The organism is Neobacillus sp. SAB-20_R2A, from assembly GCF_049568635.1.
In the GTDB taxonomy this organism is placed as follows: domain Bacteria; phylum Bacillota; class Bacilli; order Bacillales; family Cytobacillaceae; genus Neobacillus; species Neobacillus citreus.
This window is the reverse complement of sequence record NZ_CP145895.1, coordinates 4,272,501-4,294,638: the sequence shown is the minus strand read 5'-3', so window position 1 is coordinate 4,294,638 and position 22,138 is coordinate 4,272,501. Positions and strand designations below refer to the sequence as shown.

Here is a 22,138-nt window from a genome sequence, read left to right as displayed (position 1 = left end):
TAATATATATAAACTCCACTTTATAATAATTTTATTTTGAATCTCCTTCCCTATCTGTTATAATGTGAATTAACAGTGGCGTGGGAGGGGCTTCAGGATGGAAACTAGAATTGAGAGAATAAAGAAGCAGTTGCATTCAGCAAGTTATAAGCTAACACCTCAGCGTGAAGCAACCGTCAGAGTTTTATTAGAAAATGAAGAGGATCATTTAAGCGCGGAAGATGTGTACCTCCTCGTTAAAGAAAAATCGCCTGAAATAGGCTTGGCAACTGTTTACCGGACTTTAGAATTATTAACGGAGTTAAAAATTGTCGATAAAATAAATTTTGGTGACGGTGTCTCCCGTTATGACCTTCGTCAGGAAGGTGCTGCCCATTTTCACCACCACCTTGTTTGTATCGAATGTGGTGCTGTTAGTGAAATTCAGGAGGACTTACTTGAAGATGTCGAAGCAGTGGTAGAAAAGAGATGGAATTTTAAAATAAAAGACCATCGTCTTACCTTTCATGGTATCTGCCATCGCTGCCAGGATAAAGTCAAAGATGAAGAACAACCCAAACAGCATAAAATCAAACAGTCCTTTGAATGAAAAGGGCTTTTTCTTTTTTTATAAGCATGCGAAAACCTGATGCAGCAAGGTATAAAACCTGTCCATTTTGGCATACCTTGTTAATAGAAAACTATTTTGGGGGAACGTAACATGCTCTCTTTTATGAAAATCATTCTGCAAACCGTAAAAGTATTTATCATATTCACAGGGTGCACGATTCTTTTTTATTATGGTATCATGTGGGTATCTGAAGAATATCAAAACTATCACCGCTATGACGAACCCGAAGGAACGGCGCTTAAGGTCTCAAATACAATGAGCGAAAGCGATTCTTCTCTAGTAGACCGGCTGATATTTTTTTATTTAAATGGGGAGTAAGGCAATGGAACAGCATTTACAGGAATTCAAGCAATATATGGGCGTTGAAAAAAGACTGGCCCTAAATACATTGCTGTCATATGAGCGCGATTTAAAAAGCTACCTGGACTATTTAAACAAGGTAGAACTGATTCCTTCATTAAATGATGTACAGCGGGTACATATCATTCATTTTTTGGAGTTTTTGAAGGAGCAGGGGAAGTCTGCTAAGACATTGGCAAGACACATTGCTTCCATTCGCGCATTTCATCAGTTTTTATTAAGAAGTAAAGTGGTTGAGGATGACCCTACCGTGCAGATTGAAACACCGCGGATGGAACGGTCGCTTCCGAAGGTGTTAACCCTAAAGGAAGTGGAACAGCTGTTAGATACTCCTAAAACCAATGATCATTATGGTTTAAGAGACAAGGCTATGCTTGAGCTTCTTTATGCAACAGGAATTCGCGTCAGCGAGCTGATTGACTTGGATATCGAGCATGTCCAATTGACGATGGGGTTTATCCGCTGCAGGGGCAAAGCGGATAAAGAGAGGATCATCCCAATTGGCAAAACGGCTGCCGATGCCGTCAAACACTATCTTGACCAGGGTAGACCCCATTTTGTCTCCTTAAAACATGCTGATAATGCCTTATTTTTAAATCATCAAGGAAAGCGCCTCTCTCGTCAGGGCTTTTGGAAGATTTTAAAGAAATTGGCGCTTGAAGCAGGTATTGATAAAGAGCTAACACCGCACACACTGCGTCATTCCTTTGCAGCCCACTTGGTTGAAAATGGGGCTGATTTAAGGGCCGTCCAGGAAATGCTCGGCCATGCTGATATCTCGACAACACAAATTTATACTCAAGTTACGAAGCCTCGTTTGACTGATGTTTATCGAAAATTTCATCCGAGAGCTTAATAGATTGATAGAGTCATACAAATGTCATAAGCTGCCGAAAAAACGGGCAGCTTTTTCCTTGTAATTTTCCCTGCATTTAGTAAAATAAAGGAGGTCAGACTTCCGACGAATGCTCGGCTGCTTTTTAGAGTAATAGAGCCTAAATAGGACAACATATTGTTGTGAATTGTTTCTTTTTTAGAAGATGTGAAAACGTTGTCAATGCTGTGTGGCCAGTTAACAGGCGGCCATATCCGTTGAACAATTAAGGAGGAAAAGAGTAAAATGACGGCTAATACATATAAACGTATTTTTATTGTCGTAATGGACTCCGTAGGTATTGGTGAAGCCCCTGATGCCGAAAAATTCGGCGACAAGGGGGCCGATACGCTTGGACATATCGCGGAAAAAATGAATGGGCTCAACATGCCCAATATGGGGAAGCTAGGTCTGAGTAATATTCGTGAACTAAAAGGAATTCAAAAGGCGGAAAAACCTCTTGCCTTTTATACAAAAATGAAGGAAGCCTCCAATGGAAAAGATACCATGACAGGGCATTGGGAAATCATGGGTTTAAATATCAAGACACCTTTCCGCGTCTTCCCGGATGGTTTTCCAGAGGAGCTTGTTTCGGATCTTGAACAGCGGACAGGAAGAAAGGTCATCGGCAATAAACCGGCAAGCGGAACGGCAATCATCGATGAACTCGGCGAGGAGCATATGAAAACAGGTGCATTAATCGTCTATACATCGGCCGATTCCGTCCTGCAAATTGCGGCCCATGAAGAAATTATTCCGATTGAGGAGCAATATCGTATTTGTAAAATAGCCCGTGAATTAACCCTGGATGAGAAATATATGGTTGGAAGAGTCATTGCCCGACCGTTTGTAGGAGAACCGGGCAGTTTTAAACGGACGCCGAACCGCCATGACTATGCCTTAAAGCCTTTTGACAGAACCGTCATGAGTGAATTAAAGGATGCCGGCTTTGATGTGATAGCAATTGGAAAAATATCCGATATTTTTGATGGTGAAGGTGTAACCAAATCATTAAGAACAGTTTCGAATATGGATGGGATGGATAAATTGGTTGAAACCTTTGATATGGACTTCACAGGCATCAGCTTTTTAAATCTAGTTGACTTTGATGCCCTGTATGGCCACCGCCGTGATCCGGAAGGGTACGGGCGTGCCCTGGAGGAATATGATGCCCGGCTTCCTGAGGTATTCGCCAAAATGAAGGAAGATGACCTGTTAATTATTACGGCGGACCATGGAAATGACCCTGTCGCCCCTGGGACAGACCATACCCGTGAATATGTGCCACTTCTTGTCTACTCAAAAGGTAAACAAGCGGGCCGTGAACTTCCTTTACGTGATACCTTTGCCGATGTAGGCGCAACCGTTGCTGAGAACTTTAACGTGAAAATGCCGAACTATGGGAAAAGCTTCTTAAACGAATTAAAATAATGAAATGAATGCTTCTAAAAAGGGAGAATGAGGATGGATTACGAAAATATTCAAAAGGCAGTCAGCTTTTTAAAAGAAAAATATGAGAAGGTCCCGAAAATAGGTCTTATTCTAGGATCAGGTCTCGGTGTACTGGCAGAGGAAATCGAGCAGCCGTTCAAAATACCATATAACGAAATTCCCGATTTTCCAGTTTCAACTGTTGAAGGCCATGCCGGACAGCTTGTGTTTGGTTTGCTTAACGGAATAGAAGTTGTTGCGATGCAGGGCCGGTTTCATTTTTACGAAGGCTATAGCATGGATAAGGTAACCTTTCCTGTAAGAGTGATGAAGGAGCTGGGGGTCGAGATTTTAATTGTCACGAATGCCGCCGGTGGGGTAAATGAAAGCTTTACGCCGGGCGACTTAATGATTATTACCGACCATATAAATAATATGGGCACAAACCCGCTGATTGGGCCAAATGACAGCCATTTCGGTGTCCGCTTCCCAGATATGTCGGAAGCCTATACAAAGGAATTGCGGACAATCGCTAAGGAGATTGCTTCCCGCTTAAATATTGATGTGAGGGAAGGTGTTTATTTTGGAAATCCCGGACCCGTTTATGAAACACCTGCTGAAATCCGAATGGTTCGCACCCTTGGCGGGGATGCGGTTGGAATGTCAACTGTGCCGGAGGTTATCGTTGCCCGTCACAGCGGCATGAAGGTGCTCGGCATTTCCTGCATTTCCAATATGGCAGCGGGGATCCTCGACCAGCCATTAACCCATGACGAGGTTATCGAAACAACAGAAAAAGTAAAAGCAAATTTCCTTTTGTATATTAAAGAAATTGTAAAGAGTCTTGCTTAATTTTGATGGTAAAGTGGTGAATAAAAATGAGAATGGTTGATTTGATTGAGAAGAAACGTGACGGACATGAACTGTCTACAGAAGAGATTAATTTTATCATTCAAGGCTATACCGAGGGATCCATCCCTGATTATCAAGTAAGTGCTTTTACCATGGCGGTTGTTTTTCGAGGTATGACGGAAAAGGAACGGGCTGATTTAACGATGGCGATGGTGAAATCAGGTGATCAGATTGACTTATCGCAAATCGAGGGAATCAAAGTCGATAAGCATTCAACTGGAGGAGTGGGCGATACGACAACACTAGTTCTCGGCCCACTTGTGGCATCAGTCGGTGTTCCGGTTGCGAAAATGTCCGGACGCGGGTTGGGGCATACTGGGGGAACCATTGATAAACTAGAATCAGTGGCTGGCTTCCATGTGGAAATTGACAGTTCGGAATTTACCGAGCTAGTGAATAAAAATAAAATTGCTGTCATTGGTCAAAGCGGGAATTTGACGCCTGCTGATAAGAAACTGTATGCGCTGAGAGATGTAACGGGAACTGTTGAAAGCATTCCGTTGATTGCCAGCTCGATTATGAGCAAAAAAATTGCCGCTGGTGCGGACGCGATTGTTCTTGATGTGAAAACAGGAGCAGGAGCATTTATGAAGACCCTTGAGGATTCAAGGGAATTAGCTCGTGCGATGGTCGGGATCGGCAACAAGGTCGGCCGGCGAACCATGGCGGTGATTTCCGATATGAGCCAGCCACTCGGGTTTGCCATCGGAAACTCTTTAGAAGTAAAAGAAGCAATTGACACCTTAAAGGGTGAAGGTCCTGAGGATTTAACAGAGCTGTGCTTGACCTTAGGCAGCCATATGGTGTTCTTAGGAGAAAAGGCGCCGTCACTAAAAGAAGCGCGCTCCTTATTGGAGGAGGCAATCCAAAACGGGTCGGCTCTTGAAAAATTAAAGATATTCTTAAGCTCCCAAGGCGGAGATGCAACTGTAGTCGATAATCCGGAAAAGCTGCCACAGGCAAAATATACGTTTGAACTGGAAGCCAAAGAGGACGGCTATGTTTCCGAAATTGTTGCTGATGAAGTAGGGACCGCAGCCATGCTTCTCGGGGCAGGCCGGGCAACAAAGGAATCTGTGATTGACCTCGCAGTTGGCCTCGTCCTCAGAAAGAAAATCGGCGACCAGGTAAACAAAGGTGAATCCCTAGTCACCATTTATAGCAATTTCGAAGACATCAAAGAAGTATCAGAAAAGCTTTATGAAAATATTAAAATCTCTTCATCCAAAGTAGAAGCACCGACCCTCATATACGAAGAAATAACGGAATAAATAAAGTCTTAGACGGGTGTCAGGCACCATGTGAAATTTTCACGTGGTGCCTGACACCTTTTTATGTATAAAGTTGGTAATTTTGGAAAAAATGTTGGCTATAAAGATTGGAGGGTTTTGTGATGAAGCGTCGTTTAGTCTATTTAATAGTTATGCTATTTATGTTTACAAGTTTAGGGGGGCCTCATGCCTTTGCGGCGGAGGAGAAAAAAGCGGAGGAAAAGCAAGGGACTGAGATTGTCACGGGTGTCCGTTCCGCTATTTTAATGGAAAGAGATACCGGAAAGATTCTTTATGATCAAAATGGCAACGAGAAGTTACCTCCTGCTAGCATGACAAAAATCATGACCATGTTATTAATCATGGAGGCGATTGACAAAGGAAAACTGAAGTGGGATGAGAAAATCCGCACAAGTGAGTATGCCGCTTCAATGGGAGGCTCGCAAATTTTTCTTGAACCGGGCGAAGAAATGACCACCAAGCAAATGCTGCTAGGGATTGCCATCGGTTCAGGTAACGATGCTTCTGTTGCGATGGCCGAAAGAATTGGCGGTTCCGAAGAAGCATTCGTTGACATGATGAATGCAAAGGTAAAGGAACTAGGCTTAAAGCAAACTTTCTTTAAAAATACCACTGGCCTGCCAGAAAGCGGTCATTATAGCTCTGCACATGACATGGCCGTATTGGCAAAAGAATTATTGAAATATGAAGACATTACGAAATTCACGGGAATGTATGAAGCCTATCTCCGTGAAAATACGGATAAAAAATTTTGGCTGGTTAATACAAATAAATTAGTTCGTTTCTATCCAGGAGTGGATGGCTTAAAAACTGGATTTACGGCTGAAGCAAAATACTGCTTAACAGCAACTGCACAAAAGGATGGAATGCGAGTCATTGCTGTAGTATTTGGGGCTCCAACATCCAAGGACCGCAATGCCCAAGTCACAAAAATGCTTGACTATGCGTTCAGCCAATATCAAACACATCCAGTATACAAAAGAAATCAAACCATTGGTGAAGCAAAAGTAAGTAAAGGCAAGGACAAAACAGTCAAGGCTGTAACAAGCGAGCCGCTTTCTCTTCTAACGAAAAAGGGAGAAAAGACCAAGGACGTGAAGCAAAAGATAACTCTTGAGAAGAAACTAAAGGCTCCCGTTCAAAAAGGTGACCGAGTAGGAACCATTAAGCTAATTAAAGATGGCAAGGTGGTTTTGGAAAGTCCTCTGGTTGCCAAAAGTACTGTCCAGGAGGCAGGTTGGTGGACCCTTTATAAACGTTCCTTCGGCATGTTTACAAAGGCTGGAAAATAAGGGGAATGTCGAATCGCAAAACGAAATCACTACTTTTAGCGAAAATCGACTAGTTTTGTATGTTGAGAAGGAAATGAATGGACAAAAGGCGAATTGACTCACTATACCTGAATAAGGAGGACGAAGGATAGTGAGTCTTAACATTGAACTTGAAACTAAACACGATGTTTTGCTGATTCGTTTAAGCGGTGAATTGGACCACCATACAGCTGATGAGCTTCGCGAAAAGGCCTCAAGTGTAATTGAAAACAATGGAATCCGCCACATTGTCTTGAATCTGGCACAACTAACCTTTATGGATAGCTCTGGGCTTGGTGTTATATTAGGCAGATATAAGCAAATTAAACAGGTGCACGGTGAAATGGTCGTTTGCGCAATTTCCCCTGCAATCCAAAGATTATTCGATATGTCGGGCATGTTTAAAATTATCAAAATGGAACCGACTGAAGAATTTGCATTGCAGAGATTGGGGGTGGCCTAACATGAAGAACGAAATGACTCTTCAGTTTAGCGCATTAAGCCAGAATGAATCCTTTGCCCGTGTAACGGTTGCTGCCTTTATCGCCCAGCTTGACCCGACTATGGATGAGCTGACAGAGCTAAAAACGGTTGTTTCAGAGGCAGTTACAAATGCAATTATTCATGGGTATGAAAATGACCCGAATGGAATTGTTTATATTCATGTTTCAATAGAGGATAGTTTCATTGAATTGTCCATTAAGGATAATGGATTAGGTATAGCAGATGTGGAAGAAGCTCGTCAGCCATTATTTACAACAAAGCCGGAACTCGAAAGATCCGGCATGGGCTTTACCATCATGGAAAATTTTATGGATGAGTTAGAGGTCTTCACACAGCCTGGCAGCGGGACCGAGGTTAGACTACGAAAGCATTTAAAATCTAGCAAAATGCTTTGCAATTAAGGAGACTTGCCGATGGATGTGGAGGTCAAAAACGAAAAAAATCAAACGTATTTAAAGGATCATGAAGTCAAGGAGCTCATTCAAAGAAGCCAGGGCGGGGATCAGGAAGCGCGCGATTTAATCGTTGAAAAAAATATGCGGCTTGTTTGGTCTGTTGTTCAGAGGTTCCTGAATAGAGGCTATGACCCGGATGACCTATTTCAAATCGGCTGTATCGGTCTATTAAAATCAGTTGATAAGTTTGACCTATCTTATGATGTCAAGTTTTCTACGTATGCTGTCCCGATGATCATTGGAGAAATCCAGCGGTTTATCCGTGATGATGGTACGGTCAAGGTCAGCCGATCGCTGAAGGAGATGGGGAACAAAATCCGCAAGGCCAAGGATGAGCTGTCGAAAACACTTGGCAGAATTCCAACGGTTAATGAGATATCAGAATACCTTGAGATATCACCTGAGGACGTCATACTTGCCCAGGAAGCAGGCAGGACACCTTCATCTATTCATGAAACAGTCTATGAAAATGATGGGGATCCGATTACCCTGCTTGATCAAATTGATGATGGGAACGACGGCAAATGGTTTGATAAAATTGCATTAAAAGAAGCTATCCGCGAGCTTGATGAGAGGGAGCGGCTAATTGTCTATTTGCGCTATTATAAGGACCAAACCCAATCAGAAGTAGCAGTAAGACTGGGAATTTCCCAGGTTCAAGTTTCAAGACTAGAAAAAAAGATACTTTTGCAAATGAAAGACCGAATGGATCTCTAATCCATTTGGTCTTTTTTTTTTTTTGCTAATAGGAAAGTATAAATTCAACTACGCCTCATGAACCGTCCTATCGGACTCGCCAATCGGCGAGTTTTCATTTTTAAAAAATCATTCCATTTTTTGTTTTCATAAAAAGGCAGTTTTTACCCATACTACATATACGAGAAATCTTTGTGTGGGAAGTGATGTTTTGGAAAAAACAATCTACATTCGCATGCGGAATCGTGTTCAAGTCCCTCCGGAGGGAAAGGTTTTATTAAAAGATGCTGCTCAGATGATTGCCACTGAAGGGGTCCTTCATGATTTACAATCGATGGAGATTTACCAATTAAAAAAAGAGGACGGAAATATTGTTGTGATCGATATCATGAAAGTCATTCGGTTAATAACGGCCAGGTTTGAGGATGTTGAGGTCCAAACAATCGGACCGGCGCAGACGATTATTGAAGTAGTAGCCAAGAAAAAAGGAGTTTCGATTCCTTTTTTTCTTTTAATATGGTTTCTTTTATTTTTCGGTTCGGCCATGACACTGATGAATTTTCATGATGATGTCAGTATGAAAAGTGTGCAGGAGAAAATCTACACAATCATTACAGGTAAGAAGGAAGCAAAACCGCTGCTATTTCAAATTCCCTATTCAATTGGCTTAGGACTTGGCATGATTCTCTTTTTCAATCATGTCTTCAAGAAGAGAATTAATGATGAACCAAGTCCGCTCGAGGTTGAGATGTTTAATTATCAGATGGATTTGGATAATTATGTGATTCTCCATGAAAATAAAGAAAGTATGAAACGGGTTCATGACGATTAAAATTATTGCTGTTATGTTTCTGGGAATTGCCAGTGGGTTGGCCGTTGGCTCGGGATTTGTTGCATTTCTTACCGTTCTGGGGGTGATCCCCAGATTAACACAGCTTACCAAAACGATGAAAATGATTTATCAGTATGAATGGGGAGTCGTTATCGGGGCCTTAACGGGAGTTTTTGCCAGCTTAAGGGACCCCGTATTGGATATATCCGCTTATTTCTTAATCCCCTTGGGGCTTTTTGGCGGTGTCTTTGTTGGGATGCTGGCTGCAGGTCTTACAGAGGCTTTAAACGTTTTCCCAATCCTTGCTAAGCGAATACATTTAGATGGGAAGATTGTCATTTTAATAATGGCAATTGTTTTAGGAAAAATATTTGGTTCCATCTTTCAATGGCTTTACTTTGTCCATCATTAAAATCTTTAAAAGGGAAGGACATCAAAGTATGAGCATCAAACGGAATGTTATTTTAGTAACAGATGGCGATGAACACACCAGGAGGTCTTTAGAGCAAGTTGCCAAGACGGTCGGCGGACGCTGTATTACACAGTCCAAGGGAAATCCCTCCAAATTGTCGGGGCCGGAGCTTGTCAAACTTATTAAGAAAGCACCCCACGACCCGGTTCTTGTTATGTTTGATGACAGCGGCATTGTTGGAGAAGGCGCCGGAGAAAAGGCCTTAAAATACGTGGCGGAACATGAGGACATCAATGTTCTCGGCGTCGTTGCTGTTGCAGCCAAATCTAGGCACGAGGAATGGACAAAGGTGGATGTAAGTATTGATCGGGACGGGGAATTAACACCATATGGAGTAGATAAATATGGTATACCTGAACTGGAAATTGGGAGACTAAATGGAGATACCGTTTATTGCCTGGATCAATTAAATGTACCGCTAATTGTAGGAGTAGGGGATATCGGCAAAATGGCGAGACACGATTCCTACAAGCTTGGTGCGCCGATAACAGAAAAAGCTGTAGAACTTATCCTTGAAAGGAGTGGATTTTATGACGACGACACAATCCAAAGTGGAACATTGGCCGATTCCTGAATCAGTGAATGAAGTGGAAAACTACATGAAGCAGAGTGTCGGCTTAGGGATAAGCTTTGATTTGGGCGTCAGGAAATTAACAATCTTAAAGAAAGAAATCCAAATCTACTATGTAAATGGTTTATGCGATACGATGTACATTATTCAATTGATCAAAGAGCTGGTCGGCATCAATAATCGAGAAAAGCTTTCTACCGACCTTTTTAAGCTAATTGAAAATAGATTAGTAAACCAATCGGTAGAGCAAATTACCCAGCTTGACCAATTGGTGGATAAGGTTTTATCTGGGTTAATCGCGATTGTCATTGATGGTGAAAGTACAGGGTTTGCGATTGATGTCAGGAGTTATCCAGGACGGTCGCCTCAAGAGCCTGATACGGAAAAGGTAGTGAGAGGCGCCCGTGATGGATTTGTTGAAAATATTATTTTAAATACAGCTTTAACAAGACGGAGAATTCGTGACGAACGGCTCCGCTTTGAAATGATTAAGGTAGGCAGGCGCTCAAAAGCAGACATTGCTTTAGGCTATCTGGAGGATGTGGCCGACCCTGATTTACTTAATATTCTAAGAAAAGAATTAAATGCGATAGATATTGACGGAATTCCCATGGCAGATAAAACTCTAGAGGAATTTATCGTAAAACAAGGATTTAATCCATATCCGATTGTCAGATATACGGAACGGGCAGATGTTGCTGCTGCCCATATCTTAGAGGGGCATGTAATTATTTATTGTGACACCTCACCAAGTGTCATTATTACACCTACTACATATTTTCATCATGTCCAGCATGCCGAGGAATTTCGAGAATCACCTGCAATGGGAACCTTCGTCCGTTGGATGCGGTTTTTGGGAGTTTCATCATCCATTTTTTTACTTCCATTTTGGCTGTTGATGGTCTTAGAACCATCCTTGTTGCCGGAGAAAATTGCCTTTATTGGTCCAAATGAGCAGACCAATATTCCATTAATTGTCCAACTGTTTTTGGCGGATTTTGGGTTAGAATTTTTGAAGCTTGCTGCCATTCATACACCAACACCGTTGTCAACGGCCATGGGCTTAATTGCAGCAGTATTAATTGGACAAATTGCCATTGATGTCGGCCTTTTTGTGCCTGAGGTCATCCTTTATGTAGCGGTCGCCGGCATCGGGACCTTCACGACCCCAAGCTATGAATTAAGTGTTGCCAATAAAATCGCCAGAATGATCTTGATGTTAGCGGTAGCATTTTTCCATGCACCGGGTTTCATTATTGGATCAACCATCTTTTTTATCTATCTTATTCATATGCGGGCGCTCAACACCCCTTATTTATGGCCGTTTCTTCCGTTCGAACCAAAAGGATTTTTACAAATTGTCTTCCGGCGGGCCATCCCGGGTGCTGTGCTTAGGCCAAGCATTGTCCATCCGAGAAACCGTTACCGTCAGCCTCCAAATGGGTAAGTTGTTTCAAAACAAATTGCAGAATGTGTATAATTATGCTAAAGTGTTTAATTAAATAAAGGATTAAAGAAATAAAAATAGGCAGGTTCTAATGCGGATTCTGTCTATTTGTTTATTATTTTTACTCATTGTCTACATAGACTGTAGTGAGTCGTTACGGAGAGAGGGAAGGGAATGTATTTTTACGGTACAACAGGTGTAAATAAGGATGGGCATCTGGAAATTGGCGGTCTCGATGCTGTCGAGCTTACGAAAAACTTTGGAACTCCCCTGTATGTTTATGATGTTGCTTTAATCAGGGAACGTGCAAGGGGATTTAAACAAACCTTTGAACAACAAAATGTAAGGGCTCAGGTTGCATATGCCAGCAAAGCATTTTCGACCGTTGCAATGGTGCAGCTTGCGGAGGAAGAAGGTCTATCATTGGACGTTGTTTCCGGCGGTGAATTATATACAGCCATAACAGCTGGTTTCCCTCCCGAGAAAATTCATTTTCATGGAAATAATAAGAGCAGGGAAGAATTAGAAATGGCAGTGGACCAAAAAATCGGCTGCATTGTTGTTGATAATTTTTATGAAATGGAACTATTAAAAGCAATCTGTTTGGAGAAACAGGTGAAGACAAATATTTTGCTGAGGATCACTCCTGGCATCGAGGCACATACCCACGATTATATTTTGACTGGTCAGGAAGATTCGAAATTTGGCTTTGACTTGCAAAACGGCCAAGCGGAAAAGGCATTAACCACCGCTATTCCGTTTGACCATTTTAATGTGCTGGGGATCCATTGTCACATTGGTTCGCAAATCTTCGAAACAACCGGATTCATATTAGCAGCACAAAAAATAGTTGAAAAGCTGGCAGAATGGAAGGAACGTATTGGCTTTGAGTCAGAAGTTTTAAATCTTGGCGGCGGTTTTGGAATCCGCTATACAAAAGAGGACGAGCCAATTCCACCGTCGCAATATGTCAGTGAAATCATTAAAGAGGTTAAAAAGCTGGCTGGCGAATATTCACTTAAAATGCCAGAAATTTGGATTGAACCAGGGCGCTCTCTTGTAGGAGATGCCGGGATTACTCTTTATCAGGTCGGAGCTTCCAAAGATGTTCCGGGTGTCAGGAAATATTTGGCGGTTGATGGCGGGATGAGTGATAATATCCGTCCGGCACTCTACCAGGCAAAATACGAGGCGGTCTTTGCCAACAGGCCGCTGGCACAAGCATCAGAAACTGTCTCGATTGCAGGCAAATGCTGTGAATCAGGAGATATGCTGATTTGGGATTTGCCATTGCCGGAGCAAGAGGATGAGGATATTTTAGCCGTATTCTGTACTGGTGCTTACGGCTATTCCATGGCCAACAACTATAACCGGATTCCACGTCCGGCAGTAGTTTTCGTCGAAGATGGAAAAGCCACCCTCGTCGTGAAAAGAGAAACATACGAAGATCTTGTAAGATATGATTTACCATTAAAATAATAAAACTGCCGCTCGCGAGCGGCAGTTTTCATTTATAGAAAAAAACTATGAGAATAGGGCCTTAATGGCATCAATGAGCCAAATGAAGAATTGTTTGACCTTCTCCAGGAATCCCTGCCCTTCCTCAGATTGCAGGAATTTGGAAATACGGTCTTTTGCTTTGTTGAGTTGGTCACTAACCTGATTCCAGTCAATATTCAAGCTTTTCAATTTATTAAATAAATCCATCAACCTTTGAATCTGTTCCTCAGTAAGAGTTACATTTAGTTCTTTCGCCGCTTGCTCGATAATGGCCCGTAATTCCTGATCGTTTTTCGGCTGGTTCTTGGCAATTTCCTCTTTTATTTTTGCGATTAAGGCGGCTGCATTTTCTGCACCGATGGCGTCACCAAGCTTTGCTGTTTCTACCATTTCCTGATTGGCCGCTTGCTTTACTTCCTCAGGGATTGTTTTATCGGCGGAAATTTCATACGCCTTAATAATCCCTGTCAGTGCTGCGGTGCCCGAAACAGAGATAGGAGCGGTTATATAGATGTCAGCATCCTTCACGCCAGCCGTGATCAAAGCATTGACATACATTTCATCTGTAACCCAGTTAATGTTTTTCGTTTTTACTTTTATGCCAGAGCCGCTTGGTGCAATTGTAATCGCTGATGAAGAAATTGCCTTCGTTCCAATCAATGATTTTGAGACATATTTCCCTAAATATTGATGCTCTTCTTGATTGGATACGGTCACAATTTGAACATCCTTCGGCGCGCCCATTTCCTCCAACAATTGATTTTTTTGCGTTTCAGTTAAATTTTCACCTAATGTTACAATCATATCTCCTTCAGCCATGTCTGCAAAACTGCGGATCGGAACGAGAAATAAACAGACTGCCGTGAGGAGTATCAATAATTTTTTCATAATAGCCTCCTTGATTTTTAAAACGCTTTTGACAATAATAAAGATTCTTCTTTAATAATATAACCGATTCCATTATTATATAACGATAAAAACAAATTAGAAGTTTCATAGGTTCAAATTATTCACGAAAAATTGTCTGACTTAGGAGAAATGGATTATTTTTGTATTTTGGTGTAGAATGTAGGACAGGTAAGTAAGTTAATGGGGGATTTGTATGAATAGAAATAACTGGGCTTTATTTGGCATTCTTATTGTGATATCAATTATTTGGGGAATTATCTATTGGATGTTCATAGCGCCAGGCAAGTAGAGATTTTCCATTGAAGAATGATGACGAATTCGGTATGATTATGGTTAGTGAACATAAAGATTTTCTAATACATATACTGCATAAAGAAAATCATTAAACCAGTTTGAAAAATACACTATTGTTAAACCAAACCATTGGTTTATTGAAAATAATGAGGGATACGTATGTTAATTCGCTATAAGAAAACATTCGAAAAAATTGCGATGGGGTTAATGTCTTTTATGCCAACTGAAAAAGATCTCAAGAAACTCCAGCAAACCATGAAGGAATACGAAACAGAAGAGAATCACAGGCTGTTCCTTTGGAAGGAAGAAGATATTATTGGACTGATTGGGGCGATTTATCATCAGGATACCAATACTTTGGAAATTCAACATGTTTCTGTTAATCCCTCACACCGCTTCCAAGGAGTAGGCAAAAGAATGGTTAAAGCTTTAAAGGAAATGTATCCGGATAAAAATATTACTTCGAACGCGAACACAGCTTCTTTTATTGAGAAATGTGATGTTTGCTAAATATAGGAAAAGGCAGCGGCCTCATGCCCCGCTGCCTTTTTTAAATTTCGCGTTGTTTCTTTCTACAATGACACTTGACCGGTCCCGTAATTTGTGGCGATGGATGATTTCTAGATCCGCCAAATCACTTTCCCTTTGCCAGTCAAAACCTTTTTCATCACACAATTTCATACAGGCTTGGAGCAATTCAGGATCGCTTATGGGCAGATTCATGCTTTTATATTCTTCACGATTTTGCAGACCTATTAACTGTTCTTTTATGGTCTGAAGGAAAATCCGGCCATCCAAACCCAGATCCGGTAGTAAGGAAGATTGGTCAGAAATGATTGTAATCGCCTTTTCCAATGTTCTCTGTGCACCGTTAAAATTCTTGCGGCGATGGTGGTAAGCCGATACTGCCAATAATATAAACCCTACCCAAATAGACTCTTTGTTGCCGGGGTCAGACCCTTTCCAAAAGTCTTCGAGGATCTCATGGCACTCAAAATAATCCCTGTCGCCATGAAAATGACTTAAAAATTCGATATATTCTTTTGGGTACAAGCATTTCCCCTCCAGTTTCTTTATATATGTACAGTTTAACATATTCGGCAATTGAAGGTCATGACCAGGCTGTAAAACAATAGACCCGTTTGAAACGGGTCCTTTAGTTATTAAAATCATTTTTAATTACCAAACCCAGGAAGCACCGATGATAATTAATAAAATGAACAGTACGACGATTAACGCAAAGCCGCCGCCGAGTCCGAAGCCTGCTGCTCCATCAGCCATAATTATTACCTCCCGTCACTTTTTCTCTTTCCATGTCATCATATGTGATGAATTTGTCCATTGTTATGGGCGCACTTACCAGTATTTACAGAAGGGCAGAGTGTTCAGTTGATTTTTCTATTGGATAACCATCCTGAATCCTCTATACTATTAGTAGTTGTTTGTATAATATGATTTTAGAATTTTGGTGAGATGAATGCCTTATCAGGTGAAAATTGATGCATTTGAAGGGCCGCTTGATTTGCTGCTCCATTTAATAAACAGGCTTGAAATTGATATTTATGATATTCCCGTGGCACAGATAACGGAACAATATCTAATCTATATTCATACCATGAAGGAATTAAAATTGGATGTTGCCAGTGAATATTTGGTAATGGCGGCAACACTGCTGGCGATAAAAAGCAAAATGCTTCTTCCTAAGCATGAGGAAGAGTTTGAAGACGTTGATCCACTTGAGACAGCCTACGAGGAAGACCCGAGGGATGAACTGGTTGAGCGATTGATAGAATACCGAAAGTACAAGGAGGCTGCTCACGATTTAAAAACGATGGAAGAAGAGCGATCACTTATATACACCAAACCGCCAAGTGATTTATCCGATTTTACGAAGGAAGTACAGTCTGGGAAAAAAGATATGAATGTTTCCCTTTACGATATGCTGGCTGCGTTCCAAAAACTAATGAGAAGAAAGAAACTGCAGCGGCCGCTTGCCGCGAAAATTACTCGGCAGGAAATTTCCATTGAGACAAGAATGACCGAGATCATGGAAGAATTAAAGCATCTTAAGGGCAGGAGAAATTTTACTGAATTATTTCCTTTTCCGGCAAAGGACCATATCGTTGTTACTTTTCTAGCTATTTTAGAACTGATGAAAAGAAAGGAAGTTAACGTCCATCAACAAGAAAACTTTGGGGACATTTTAATTGAAGCAGTAATAGAAGGAGCAGATGTTGGTGGATATCATTAATTGGACAAGTATATTGGAAAGCCTGTTGTTCGCCGCAGGAGACGAAGGGCTTTCCCTTAAACAAATCGCCGAGGTCCTAGAAGTGGATGATCTTCATGCAAGTGAGATTATTGAGAATTTAAAACAAGAGTATGAATCTAATGAAAATCGAGGAATTATGATAGTTCAACTGGCCGGAACGTTTCAGCTTGCCACAAAGAAAGACAATGCAGACTACTTAAAAAAGCTTGTTGATTCTCCACACACCTCGACATTGTCGCAGGCTGCTTTGGAGACTTTGGCAATTATCGCGTATAAACAGCCAATCACCAGGGCTGAAATTGAGGAAATCCGTGGTGTCAAAACGGAACGGCCGTTAAACACGCTTATGGCAAAAGCCTTGATCAAAGAAGTCGGCCGTGCTGAGGGGACTGGACGCGCCATTTTGTATGGTACTACCAAAGAGTTTCTTGATTATTTTGGGTTGAAGAACTTGAATGAACTGCCGCCTCTTCCTGAAAAAGTGGAGGATGAATTTGTTCAGGAGGAAGCCGATTTATTTTTTGAAAAATTTCAAGAAACATTGAACTCATAATATCCGCACAGAGAATATGTGATAAAATAAAGCTATCCATATTTTTTTATGCAACAATGGTTTAAGCATATTTACAAGGAGCGGGATTTAAGTTGCTGATTAAAGAATGTAAAGGGTATGAATTAGAAAAAGAAAAATCCAATACTTCAGAGGATTTCTTTAACAGAAGTGAGATAACATTTGTGGAAGATGGGACTGAAAAAACATTGCATGTTTTGTATGTCCGTTATTTTGATTCTATTTTTCAAGAACTTACTCCATTTAAGCAAGATCCCATTTTTGCCCAAGATGGACTTGAGGTGAGCTTTAAAGATATTGTTGCCCTTGTTTGTTTACTGAAAAATCCAGGCTTACGCGGGCGCAAACGGCTTTATATTAATTCCAAACAAGAATTTGCTTCCTATTTTCAAGGTATCAATTTCGAAAAATTGCCGGAAATCTTTTCAAGCCTAAAGCAAAAAAACGGCTATCAGCTGCGTTCGCCACTAGAGTTTATCTTGCAGCCTAATTAAACATAGGAGGGGTTAAGATGGGGAATTCATTAGTTCATTCACAATTACACGATGTCAAAAATTTCCTTGCAAAGACCATTACCGCGATTGGGGATTTTTTAAATGAAACAACAATTTCACAATTGCAATTAGAAAATGAGGAAGACGTTAACTATCATAAATTAATCTTTTCAACGTTAAGAAAGCTTGCTGTGTACAGCGAGGAGGGTTTCGAAGCATGTACGGTTATTTTGCAGGGAGATCCGTTTCAAAAAGCTGCTGCTGAGAAAACATTGTATAAGATTTATCATCAATGCATCGAAGAATTCTTCTCACCAAAAAATGATGCCTGGTTTGAAAACAGCCGTTCTGCTTATACCGGGAAAAATTCCATCAAGTTTTACCGGATTGCAGCCGAGCAAATCCAGCAATTGGTTAAAAGCTTGGAAGGTGAGTTTCAGCGCATAAGAGAAGAACTGGAATATTATGAAACAGATTATCGCACGAAGATGATTCAATCCAAATAATTAATATTTTAAGGCTGTCCTTGCAAAGGTCAGCCTTTTCTCTTGTTCTTACCGACCTTATTTCCTCATACCTTTTAGGGAGACTCGTGCAGTGGAAAGGAAGGGGAGAAAATGAGCCGGTTTAGCGGGTATGTAAATGAATTATTTAAATGGAATGAGCAGATGCGGCATTTTCTGCAGTCTGAACGGGTCAGCCAAAACTCTGAATTATGGGATGAACTTGATGAATTTACGGATATGATTGAAGGTTCAAGAAAAGAGCTTTCCAATGAAGAACTGATTGGTCTTCAGGCAAGAGCTGAACAAATCCATGGTAAATTGGAAAATTATTTTAGCCAAAAACGTGACCAGGAGATAGGGACCATTTGGGCAATTGAAAAACAAATCCCACCGGGAGGCCACAAACTACCCGAGCTGCCCTATCCTTATAACGCGTTAGAGCCATATATCTCTGAGGAGATCTTGCAGCTTCACCATGATAAGCACCACCGTGCATATGTTGAGGGATTAAACAAGGCAGAGTTAAACCTAAAATCAGCAAGGGAAAGAAACGATTTTTCCCTCGTCAAGCATTGGTCAAGGGAGCTGGCATTCCACGGGTCCGGTCATTATCTTCATTCGATATTTTGGAAAAACATGAGCCCAAATGGCGGAGGTAACCCGTACGGATTAGTGCAAAAGGAAATCACCAATTATTTCGGAACCATCACGGCTTTTAAGAACCATTTCACCGAGGCCGCCAAACAGGTTGAAGGGTCAGGCTGGGCGTTATTGGTTTGGTCGCCAAGAGCACACCATTTGGAAATTTTACAAACGGAACGGCATATGCTGCTGACACAGTGGGATACCATCCCACTGCTTGTCTTAGACGTATGGGAGCATGCCTATTATCTTCAATATCAAAACAACCGGGCCGAGTACATCAATAACTGGTGGAATGTTGTAAACTGGCACGATGTAGAAATGAGATTTGAAAAAACAGTGGACACGAAATGGTCTCCCCTATGACAAGGAAGCGGCGCCGCCGCTTTCTTTTTTGTCATATCACACTTTGTCCTGCATAAAATTTACTAAATAACGAGGAGGACGAGGTATATCTAATGAGAAGTATATTGAAAATAGCCTGTTTTTGCCTCATAGTCTCACTTTTTGCCGCTAATCATCCTCAGAGAGCCGAGGCTTCCTTTGATGTTAGTGCTGCTAGTGCGGTTCTAATTGAGCAAAATTCCGGCCGCATTCTTTATGAAAAGGATGCTTTTACGAAAAGACGAATCGCCAGCATTACGAAAATTATGACCGCGATTCTAGCAATCGAATCTGGAAAACTAGATCAATATGTAAAGGTAAGTGAACAAGCAGTCCGTGCAGAGGGCTCATCCGTGTACTTGAAGCCGGGTGAAAAAATAAAACTTGAGGATTTGGTCTATGGGTTAATGCTGCGGTCCGGAAATGATACAGCTGTTGCCATCGCCGAATATGTCGGTGGAAGTGTCGATGGCTTTGCTTTTTTAATGAACCAAAAGGCAAAGGAAATCGGCATGTTAAACACTCATTTTGCAAATCCCCATGGCTTGGATGACCATGAAAACCATTATTCAACTGCCTATGATATGGCCATTTTGACACGTTATGCGATGCATAACAAAATCTATCAAAAAATTTCCGGCACAAAGGTGCATCGCGCTCCTAATCCAACCGAAAGCTGGGACAGGGTATGGAAGAACAAAAATCGGTTATTAACAAAATATAAATATACAACCGGAGGTAAGACAGGCTATACAAAACGGGCCAAGCGGACGCTGGTAACGACAGCGGCAAAAGGTGATATGAATTTAATCGCGGTCACCTTGAACGACCCAAATGATTGGGATGATCATATTTCCATGTATGAATACGGATTTAAAGATTATGATATGGCAGAAGTCTTAACAAAAGGGAAAATTGATATCAAAAGTCCGAAATATTTTCAAAATCATTTGTTCTTAAAGAAATCAATTGTTTACCCGGCAACCAGCCAAGAGATGGACTTATTCAGCATTAAGTATAAGTTAAACAAGCCTGATAAAAAATGGGATGATGAAAATAAACAAGAGAGAGTAGTCGGAAAAGCTATTGTTTATTTGGATGGAAGGGCCGTAAAGGAATCGCCTATTTACTATCAAAGCTTGCCGAAAAAGGAGAAGGGTCTGTTCGAAAGTGTTAAAAAAATATTTTTTTCACTAATAGGTGTGAACGCGCATGGTTAATTATATCTGGGTTGGAATGACCGTCATTGGGATTGTGTTTGCCCTGTTTAATGGGACCATTGAGGATGTAAACAGGGCGGTATTTGATGGGGCGAAAGAAGCGGTTACCTTATGTATCGGCTTGATCAGCGTGCTTGTCTTTTGGCTTGGAATGATGCGGATTGCGGAGGAATCAGGACTTCTTGAAAAACTGGCTAAATTATTTCGCCCGCTTGTAAAGATATTGTTTCCGGACGTTCCAGTCCAACATCCAGCGATGGGATATATGCTGTCAAATATGATTTCCAACATGTTTGGCCTTGGGAATGCCGCAACGCCGCTTGGCATCAAAGCAATGGAGGAGCTAAAAAAGTTAAATGGCGGAAAAAACTCGGCTTCAAGGTCCATGGTCACATTTTTGGCGATTAATACGGCGAGCATTACCATTATCCCGACCACCGTCATTGCTATCAGAATGACCTATCATTCAACATCCCCTACCGAAATTGTTGTTCCAACCATTATTGCCACCATCCTTTCGGCGATAGGGGCCGTTCTCATCGACCGTTACTTCTATTATCGCAGAAGCCGAAAAGGATGATCATTTATGGAATTTATCTCATTAATATCTTTGACATTTATACCCTTATTAATAGGCTTTATCCTGATTTATGGCACTATTAAACAGGTGCCGACTTACGAAAGCTTTGTTGAGGGCGGTAAGGAAGGGATAAAAATCGCTGTTTCGATTATCCCGTTTTTAGTCGGAATGATGGTGGCCATCTCCATTTTCCGGGCATCAGGTGCACTGGATGCCATCATGGATTGGTTTCGTCCATTTATGAAGATGATGGGTGTACCAGCAGAAATCGTTCCGTTATTATTGATTCGTCCCATTTCCGGTACGGCAGCCTTGGGTATGACCAGTGACTTAATCGCTGTGTACGGACCGGATTCCTTCATTGGCAGACTAGCGTCCGTATTGCAGGGGAGCACCGACACGACCTTTTACGTTTTAACTGTTTATTTCGGTGCAGTCGGCATCAAAAAAATGGGCGATGCCTTAAAAGTAGGGCTCTTGGCAGACGTATTCGGCATCATAGTATCCATCATCGTCATCACCTTCATTTTCGGAACAAAATAACAAAAAGCAGGTTCTTGTATAATGTTTCTTAGGCTGTTGAAAAACTTTCGATAGCCTTTTTATTTTTTTCATTAATCAACGCTTTATAAATATAAAGGCATAACAATAGGTCTGTTGATTGGCGCTCCAGGCGCGAGCGGTTCGCGGGCGTGCCGGGGAGCCTCCTCGGCGCTGAAGCGCCTGCGGGGTCTCCCCAGCCCCGTACTCCCGCAGGAGTCTTCGCGCCTTCCGCGCCAATCAACAGGTGTATTCAATAAAGACTTCAACTCACAACAAAAAATAAGTGGTGAAATATAGAGAGAAAAAAATGAGTGAAGCTTTGAAGACAAAAAAAACTGCAAGGCACTTCGCTCCTTCTGGTTACGGAGCTAAAAATGTAAGTGAACAGGCTCTCCCTACTGGCATCCTGCCAAAATACAAAAAAGATTAAAACACACTTAGCTATGTTGAAAAATGT

The 22,138-nt window shown here is 41.5% G+C and carries 28 protein-coding genes; 25 read left to right on the top strand and 3 right to left on the bottom strand.

The genetic code is table 11. The annotated features are described in order from the left end of the window. The first annotated feature begins 97 nt into the window (after window positions 1-97). The 15 genes from V5M37_RS20995 to lysA all read left to right on the top strand — a co-directional run bounded on the left by V5M37_RS20995 (window position 98) and on the right by lysA (window position 13,245). Window positions 98-589 (top strand): Fur family transcriptional regulator, encoded by a 492-nt coding sequence (locus tag V5M37_RS20995; protein WP_423799005.1) that lies wholly within the window; start codon window positions 98-100, stop codon window positions 587-589. A gap of 111 nt (window positions 590-700) precedes the next feature. Next, window positions 701-928, top strand: a complete 228-nt coding sequence (locus V5M37_RS20990) for a YqzK family protein (RefSeq protein ID WP_213120295.1) — start codon at window positions 701-703, stop codon at window positions 926-928. Window positions 929-932: 4 nt separating this feature from the next. Beyond that, a complete protein-coding gene (gene xerD, locus V5M37_RS20985; protein ID WP_423799004.1) occupies window positions 933-1,826 on the top strand; it encodes a site-specific tyrosine recombinase XerD in 894 nt (297 codons plus the stop codon). Window positions 1,827-2,090: 264 nt separating this feature from the next. Next, window positions 2,091-3,275 (top strand): phosphopentomutase, encoded by a 1,185-nt coding sequence (gene deoB / locus V5M37_RS20980; RefSeq protein ID WP_423799003.1) that lies wholly within the window; start codon window positions 2,091-2,093, stop codon window positions 3,273-3,275. A 33-nt stretch (window positions 3,276-3,308) separates the two neighbouring features. Further along, window positions 3,309-4,127, top strand: a complete 819-nt coding sequence (locus tag V5M37_RS20975) for a purine-nucleoside phosphorylase (RefSeq protein WP_423799002.1) — start codon at window positions 3,309-3,311, stop codon at window positions 4,125-4,127. Between the two features lie 26 nt (window positions 4,128-4,153). Further along, window positions 4,154-5,458 carry a pyrimidine-nucleoside phosphorylase gene (locus V5M37_RS20970; RefSeq protein WP_423799001.1) on the top strand — a complete coding sequence of 435 codons (1,305 nt, stop codon included), beginning with the start codon at window positions 4,154-4,156 and terminating at the stop codon, window positions 5,456-5,458. A gap of 122 nt (window positions 5,459-5,580) precedes the next feature. Then, a complete protein-coding gene (locus V5M37_RS20965) occupies window positions 5,581-6,771 on the top strand; it encodes a D-alanyl-D-alanine carboxypeptidase family protein (protein WP_423799000.1) in 1,191 nt (396 codons plus the stop codon). Window positions 6,772-6,901: 130 nt separating this feature from the next. Further along, a complete protein-coding gene (spoIIAA, locus tag V5M37_RS20960) occupies window positions 6,902-7,252 on the top strand; it encodes an anti-sigma F factor antagonist (protein WP_213144969.1) in 351 nt (116 codons plus the stop codon). Between the two features lies 1 nt (window position 7,253). Continuing rightward, window positions 7,254-7,694 carry an anti-sigma F factor gene (spoIIAB, locus tag V5M37_RS20955; RefSeq protein ID WP_213144970.1) on the top strand — a complete coding sequence of 147 codons (441 nt, stop codon included), beginning with the start codon at window positions 7,254-7,256 and terminating at the stop codon, window positions 7,692-7,694. Window positions 7,695-7,706: 12 nt separating this feature from the next. Continuing rightward, a complete protein-coding gene (gene sigF / locus V5M37_RS20950; RefSeq protein ID WP_213144971.1) occupies window positions 7,707-8,465 on the top strand; it encodes an RNA polymerase sporulation sigma factor SigF in 759 nt (252 codons plus the stop codon). Window positions 8,466-8,655: 190 nt separating this feature from the next. Next, a complete protein-coding gene (locus V5M37_RS20945) occupies window positions 8,656-9,276 on the top strand; it encodes a stage V sporulation protein AA (RefSeq protein WP_423798999.1) in 621 nt (206 codons plus the stop codon). After that, on the top strand, window positions 9,266-9,688 hold the full coding sequence (locus V5M37_RS20940; protein WP_213120304.1) for a stage V sporulation protein AB: 423 nt from the start codon (window positions 9,266-9,268) through the stop codon (window positions 9,686-9,688). Before V5M37_RS20945 ends, V5M37_RS20940 begins: the two co-directional genes overlap by 11 nt. A 28-nt stretch (window positions 9,689-9,716) precedes the next feature. Beyond that, window positions 9,717-10,322, top strand: coding sequence for a stage V sporulation protein AE (locus V5M37_RS20935; protein WP_423798998.1), 606 nt, complete (start codon window positions 9,717-9,719; stop codon window positions 10,320-10,322). Further along, window positions 10,279-11,766, top strand: coding sequence for a spore germination protein (locus V5M37_RS20930; RefSeq protein WP_423798997.1), 1,488 nt, complete (start codon window positions 10,279-10,281; stop codon window positions 11,764-11,766). The genes V5M37_RS20935 and V5M37_RS20930 overlap by 44 nt, the downstream gene beginning before the upstream one ends. A 174-nt stretch (window positions 11,767-11,940) precedes the next feature. After that, window positions 11,941-13,245 carry a diaminopimelate decarboxylase gene (gene lysA / locus V5M37_RS20925; protein ID WP_423798996.1) on the top strand — a complete coding sequence of 435 codons (1,305 nt, stop codon included), beginning with the start codon at window positions 11,941-11,943 and terminating at the stop codon, window positions 13,243-13,245. 45 nt (window positions 13,246-13,290) lie between these two features. Here the strand turns inward: lysA and V5M37_RS20920 are convergent, their stop codons facing one another. Then, window positions 13,291-14,157: a DUF1002 domain-containing protein gene (locus V5M37_RS20920; RefSeq protein ID WP_423802659.1), complete on the bottom strand. Its 867-nt coding sequence runs from the start codon at window positions 14,155-14,157 to the stop codon at window positions 13,291-13,293. Window positions 14,158-14,628: 471 nt separating this feature from the next. Between V5M37_RS20920 and V5M37_RS20915 the strand changes: the two genes are divergently transcribed. Then, window positions 14,629-14,979, top strand: a complete 351-nt coding sequence (locus V5M37_RS20915; RefSeq protein WP_423798995.1) for a GNAT family N-acetyltransferase — start codon at window positions 14,629-14,631, stop codon at window positions 14,977-14,979. Between the two features lie 21 nt (window positions 14,980-15,000). Here V5M37_RS20915 and V5M37_RS20910 read toward each other — a convergent pair whose 3' ends face one another. Both V5M37_RS20910 and V5M37_RS20905 read right to left on the bottom strand, forming a co-directional pair. Further along, complete coding sequence (locus V5M37_RS20910; protein WP_423798994.1) at window positions 15,001-15,522, bottom strand: DUF309 domain-containing protein; 522 nt, start codon at window positions 15,520-15,522, stop codon at window positions 15,001-15,003. Between the two features lie 126 nt (window positions 15,523-15,648). Beyond that, window positions 15,649-15,750, bottom strand: a complete 102-nt coding sequence (locus V5M37_RS20905) for a YjcZ family sporulation protein (RefSeq protein ID WP_213144979.1) — start codon at window positions 15,748-15,750, stop codon at window positions 15,649-15,651. A gap of 196 nt (window positions 15,751-15,946) precedes the next feature. On the opposite strand from V5M37_RS20905, the gene V5M37_RS20900 reads away from it, so the two are divergent. From V5M37_RS20900 to V5M37_RS20860, 9 genes are all read left to right on the top strand, one after another. Then, a complete protein-coding gene (locus tag V5M37_RS20900) occupies window positions 15,947-16,720 on the top strand; it encodes a segregation/condensation protein A (RefSeq protein WP_423798993.1) in 774 nt (257 codons plus the stop codon). Continuing rightward, window positions 16,707-17,294 carry an SMC-Scp complex subunit ScpB gene (scpB, locus tag V5M37_RS20895; RefSeq protein ID WP_423798992.1) on the top strand — a complete coding sequence of 196 codons (588 nt, stop codon included), beginning with the start codon at window positions 16,707-16,709 and terminating at the stop codon, window positions 17,292-17,294. Before V5M37_RS20900 ends, scpB begins: the two co-directional genes overlap by 14 nt. A gap of 92 nt (window positions 17,295-17,386) precedes the next feature. Further along, complete coding sequence (locus tag V5M37_RS20890; protein ID WP_423798991.1) at window positions 17,387-17,806, top strand: hypothetical protein; 420 nt, start codon at window positions 17,387-17,389, stop codon at window positions 17,804-17,806. A gap of 17 nt (window positions 17,807-17,823) precedes the next feature. Beyond that, entirely contained in the window at window positions 17,824-18,312 is a 489-nt protein-coding gene (locus tag V5M37_RS20885; RefSeq protein ID WP_423798990.1) for a YpuI family protein, read from the top strand. A gap of 111 nt (window positions 18,313-18,423) precedes the next feature. Then, window positions 18,424-19,320 carry a superoxide dismutase gene (locus tag V5M37_RS20880; protein ID WP_423798989.1) on the top strand — a complete coding sequence of 299 codons (897 nt, stop codon included), beginning with the start codon at window positions 18,424-18,426 and terminating at the stop codon, window positions 19,318-19,320. Window positions 19,321-19,412: 92 nt separating this feature from the next. After that, window positions 19,413-20,558 carry a D-alanyl-D-alanine carboxypeptidase family protein gene (locus tag V5M37_RS20875; protein WP_423798988.1) on the top strand — a complete coding sequence of 382 codons (1,146 nt, stop codon included), beginning with the start codon at window positions 19,413-19,415 and terminating at the stop codon, window positions 20,556-20,558. Continuing rightward, window positions 20,551-21,138, top strand: a complete 588-nt coding sequence (locus tag V5M37_RS20870; protein ID WP_213144986.1) for a nucleoside recognition domain-containing protein — start codon at window positions 20,551-20,553, stop codon at window positions 21,136-21,138. Before V5M37_RS20875 ends, V5M37_RS20870 begins: the two co-directional genes overlap by 8 nt. 6 nt (window positions 21,139-21,144) lie before the next feature. Next, on the top strand, window positions 21,145-21,681 hold the full coding sequence (locus V5M37_RS20865) for a spore maturation protein (RefSeq protein WP_423798987.1): 537 nt from the start codon (window positions 21,145-21,147) through the stop codon (window positions 21,679-21,681). 307 nt (window positions 21,682-21,988) lie between these two features. After that, entirely contained in the window at window positions 21,989-22,111 is a 123-nt protein-coding gene (locus tag V5M37_RS20860; protein WP_423798986.1) for a hypothetical protein, read from the top strand. Window positions 22,112-22,138 lie beyond the last annotated feature (27 nt).

What these genes read in the sequence shown, in the direction of transcription:
- V5M37_RS20880 (WP_423798989.1), top strand. Translation starts at nt 18,424, where the DNA reads ATGAGCCGGTTTAGCGGGTATGTAAATGAATTATTTAAATGGAATGAG.
- V5M37_RS20995 (WP_423799005.1), top strand. Translation starts at nt 98, where the DNA reads ATGGAAACTAGAATTGAGAGAATAAAGAAGCAGTTGCATTCAGCAAGT.
- V5M37_RS20930 (WP_423798997.1), top strand. Translation starts at nt 10,279, where the DNA reads ATGACGACGACACAATCCAAAGTGGAACATTGGCCGATTCCTGAATCA.
- V5M37_RS20870 (WP_213144986.1), top strand. Translation starts at nt 20,551, where the DNA reads ATGGTTAATTATATCTGGGTTGGAATGACCGTCATTGGGATTGTGTTT.
- V5M37_RS20935 (WP_423798998.1), top strand. Translation starts at nt 9,717, where the DNA reads ATGAGCATCAAACGGAATGTTATTTTAGTAACAGATGGCGATGAACAC.
- V5M37_RS20990 (WP_213120295.1), top strand. Translation starts at nt 701, where the DNA reads ATGCTCTCTTTTATGAAAATCATTCTGCAAACCGTAAAAGTATTTATC.
- V5M37_RS20875 (WP_423798988.1), top strand. Translation starts at nt 19,413, where the DNA reads ATGAGAAGTATATTGAAAATAGCCTGTTTTTGCCTCATAGTCTCACTT.
- spoIIAB (WP_213144970.1), top strand. Translation starts at nt 7,254, where the DNA reads ATGAAGAACGAAATGACTCTTCAGTTTAGCGCATTAAGCCAGAATGAA.
- V5M37_RS20915 (WP_423798995.1), top strand. Translation starts at nt 14,629, where the DNA reads ATGTTAATTCGCTATAAGAAAACATTCGAAAAAATTGCGATGGGGTTA.
- deoB (WP_423799003.1), top strand. Translation starts at nt 2,091, where the DNA reads ATGACGGCTAATACATATAAACGTATTTTTATTGTCGTAATGGACTCC.
- V5M37_RS20865 (WP_423798987.1), top strand. Translation starts at nt 21,145, where the DNA reads ATGGAATTTATCTCATTAATATCTTTGACATTTATACCCTTATTAATA.
- V5M37_RS20970 (WP_423799001.1), top strand. Translation starts at nt 4,154, where the DNA reads ATGAGAATGGTTGATTTGATTGAGAAGAAACGTGACGGACATGAACTG.
- V5M37_RS20905 (WP_213144979.1), bottom strand. Translation starts at nt 15,750, where the DNA reads ATGGCTGATGGAGCAGCAGGCTTCGGACTCGGCGGCGGCTTTGCGTTA.
- xerD (WP_423799004.1), top strand. Translation starts at nt 933, where the DNA reads ATGGAACAGCATTTACAGGAATTCAAGCAATATATGGGCGTTGAAAAA.
- V5M37_RS20860 (WP_423798986.1), top strand. Translation starts at nt 21,989, where the DNA reads ATGAGTGAAGCTTTGAAGACAAAAAAAACTGCAAGGCACTTCGCTCCT.
- lysA (WP_423798996.1), top strand. Translation starts at nt 11,941, where the DNA reads ATGTATTTTTACGGTACAACAGGTGTAAATAAGGATGGGCATCTGGAA.
- V5M37_RS20940 (WP_213120304.1), top strand. Translation starts at nt 9,266, where the DNA reads ATGACGATTAAAATTATTGCTGTTATGTTTCTGGGAATTGCCAGTGGG.
- V5M37_RS20900 (WP_423798993.1), top strand. Translation starts at nt 15,947, where the DNA reads ATGCCTTATCAGGTGAAAATTGATGCATTTGAAGGGCCGCTTGATTTG.
- V5M37_RS20965 (WP_423799000.1), top strand. Translation starts at nt 5,581, where the DNA reads ATGAAGCGTCGTTTAGTCTATTTAATAGTTATGCTATTTATGTTTACA.
- sigF (WP_213144971.1), top strand. Translation starts at nt 7,707, where the DNA reads ATGGATGTGGAGGTCAAAAACGAAAAAAATCAAACGTATTTAAAGGAT.
- V5M37_RS20885 (WP_423798990.1), top strand. Translation starts at nt 17,824, where the DNA reads ATGGGGAATTCATTAGTTCATTCACAATTACACGATGTCAAAAATTTC.
- V5M37_RS20975 (WP_423799002.1), top strand. Translation starts at nt 3,309, where the DNA reads ATGGATTACGAAAATATTCAAAAGGCAGTCAGCTTTTTAAAAGAAAAA.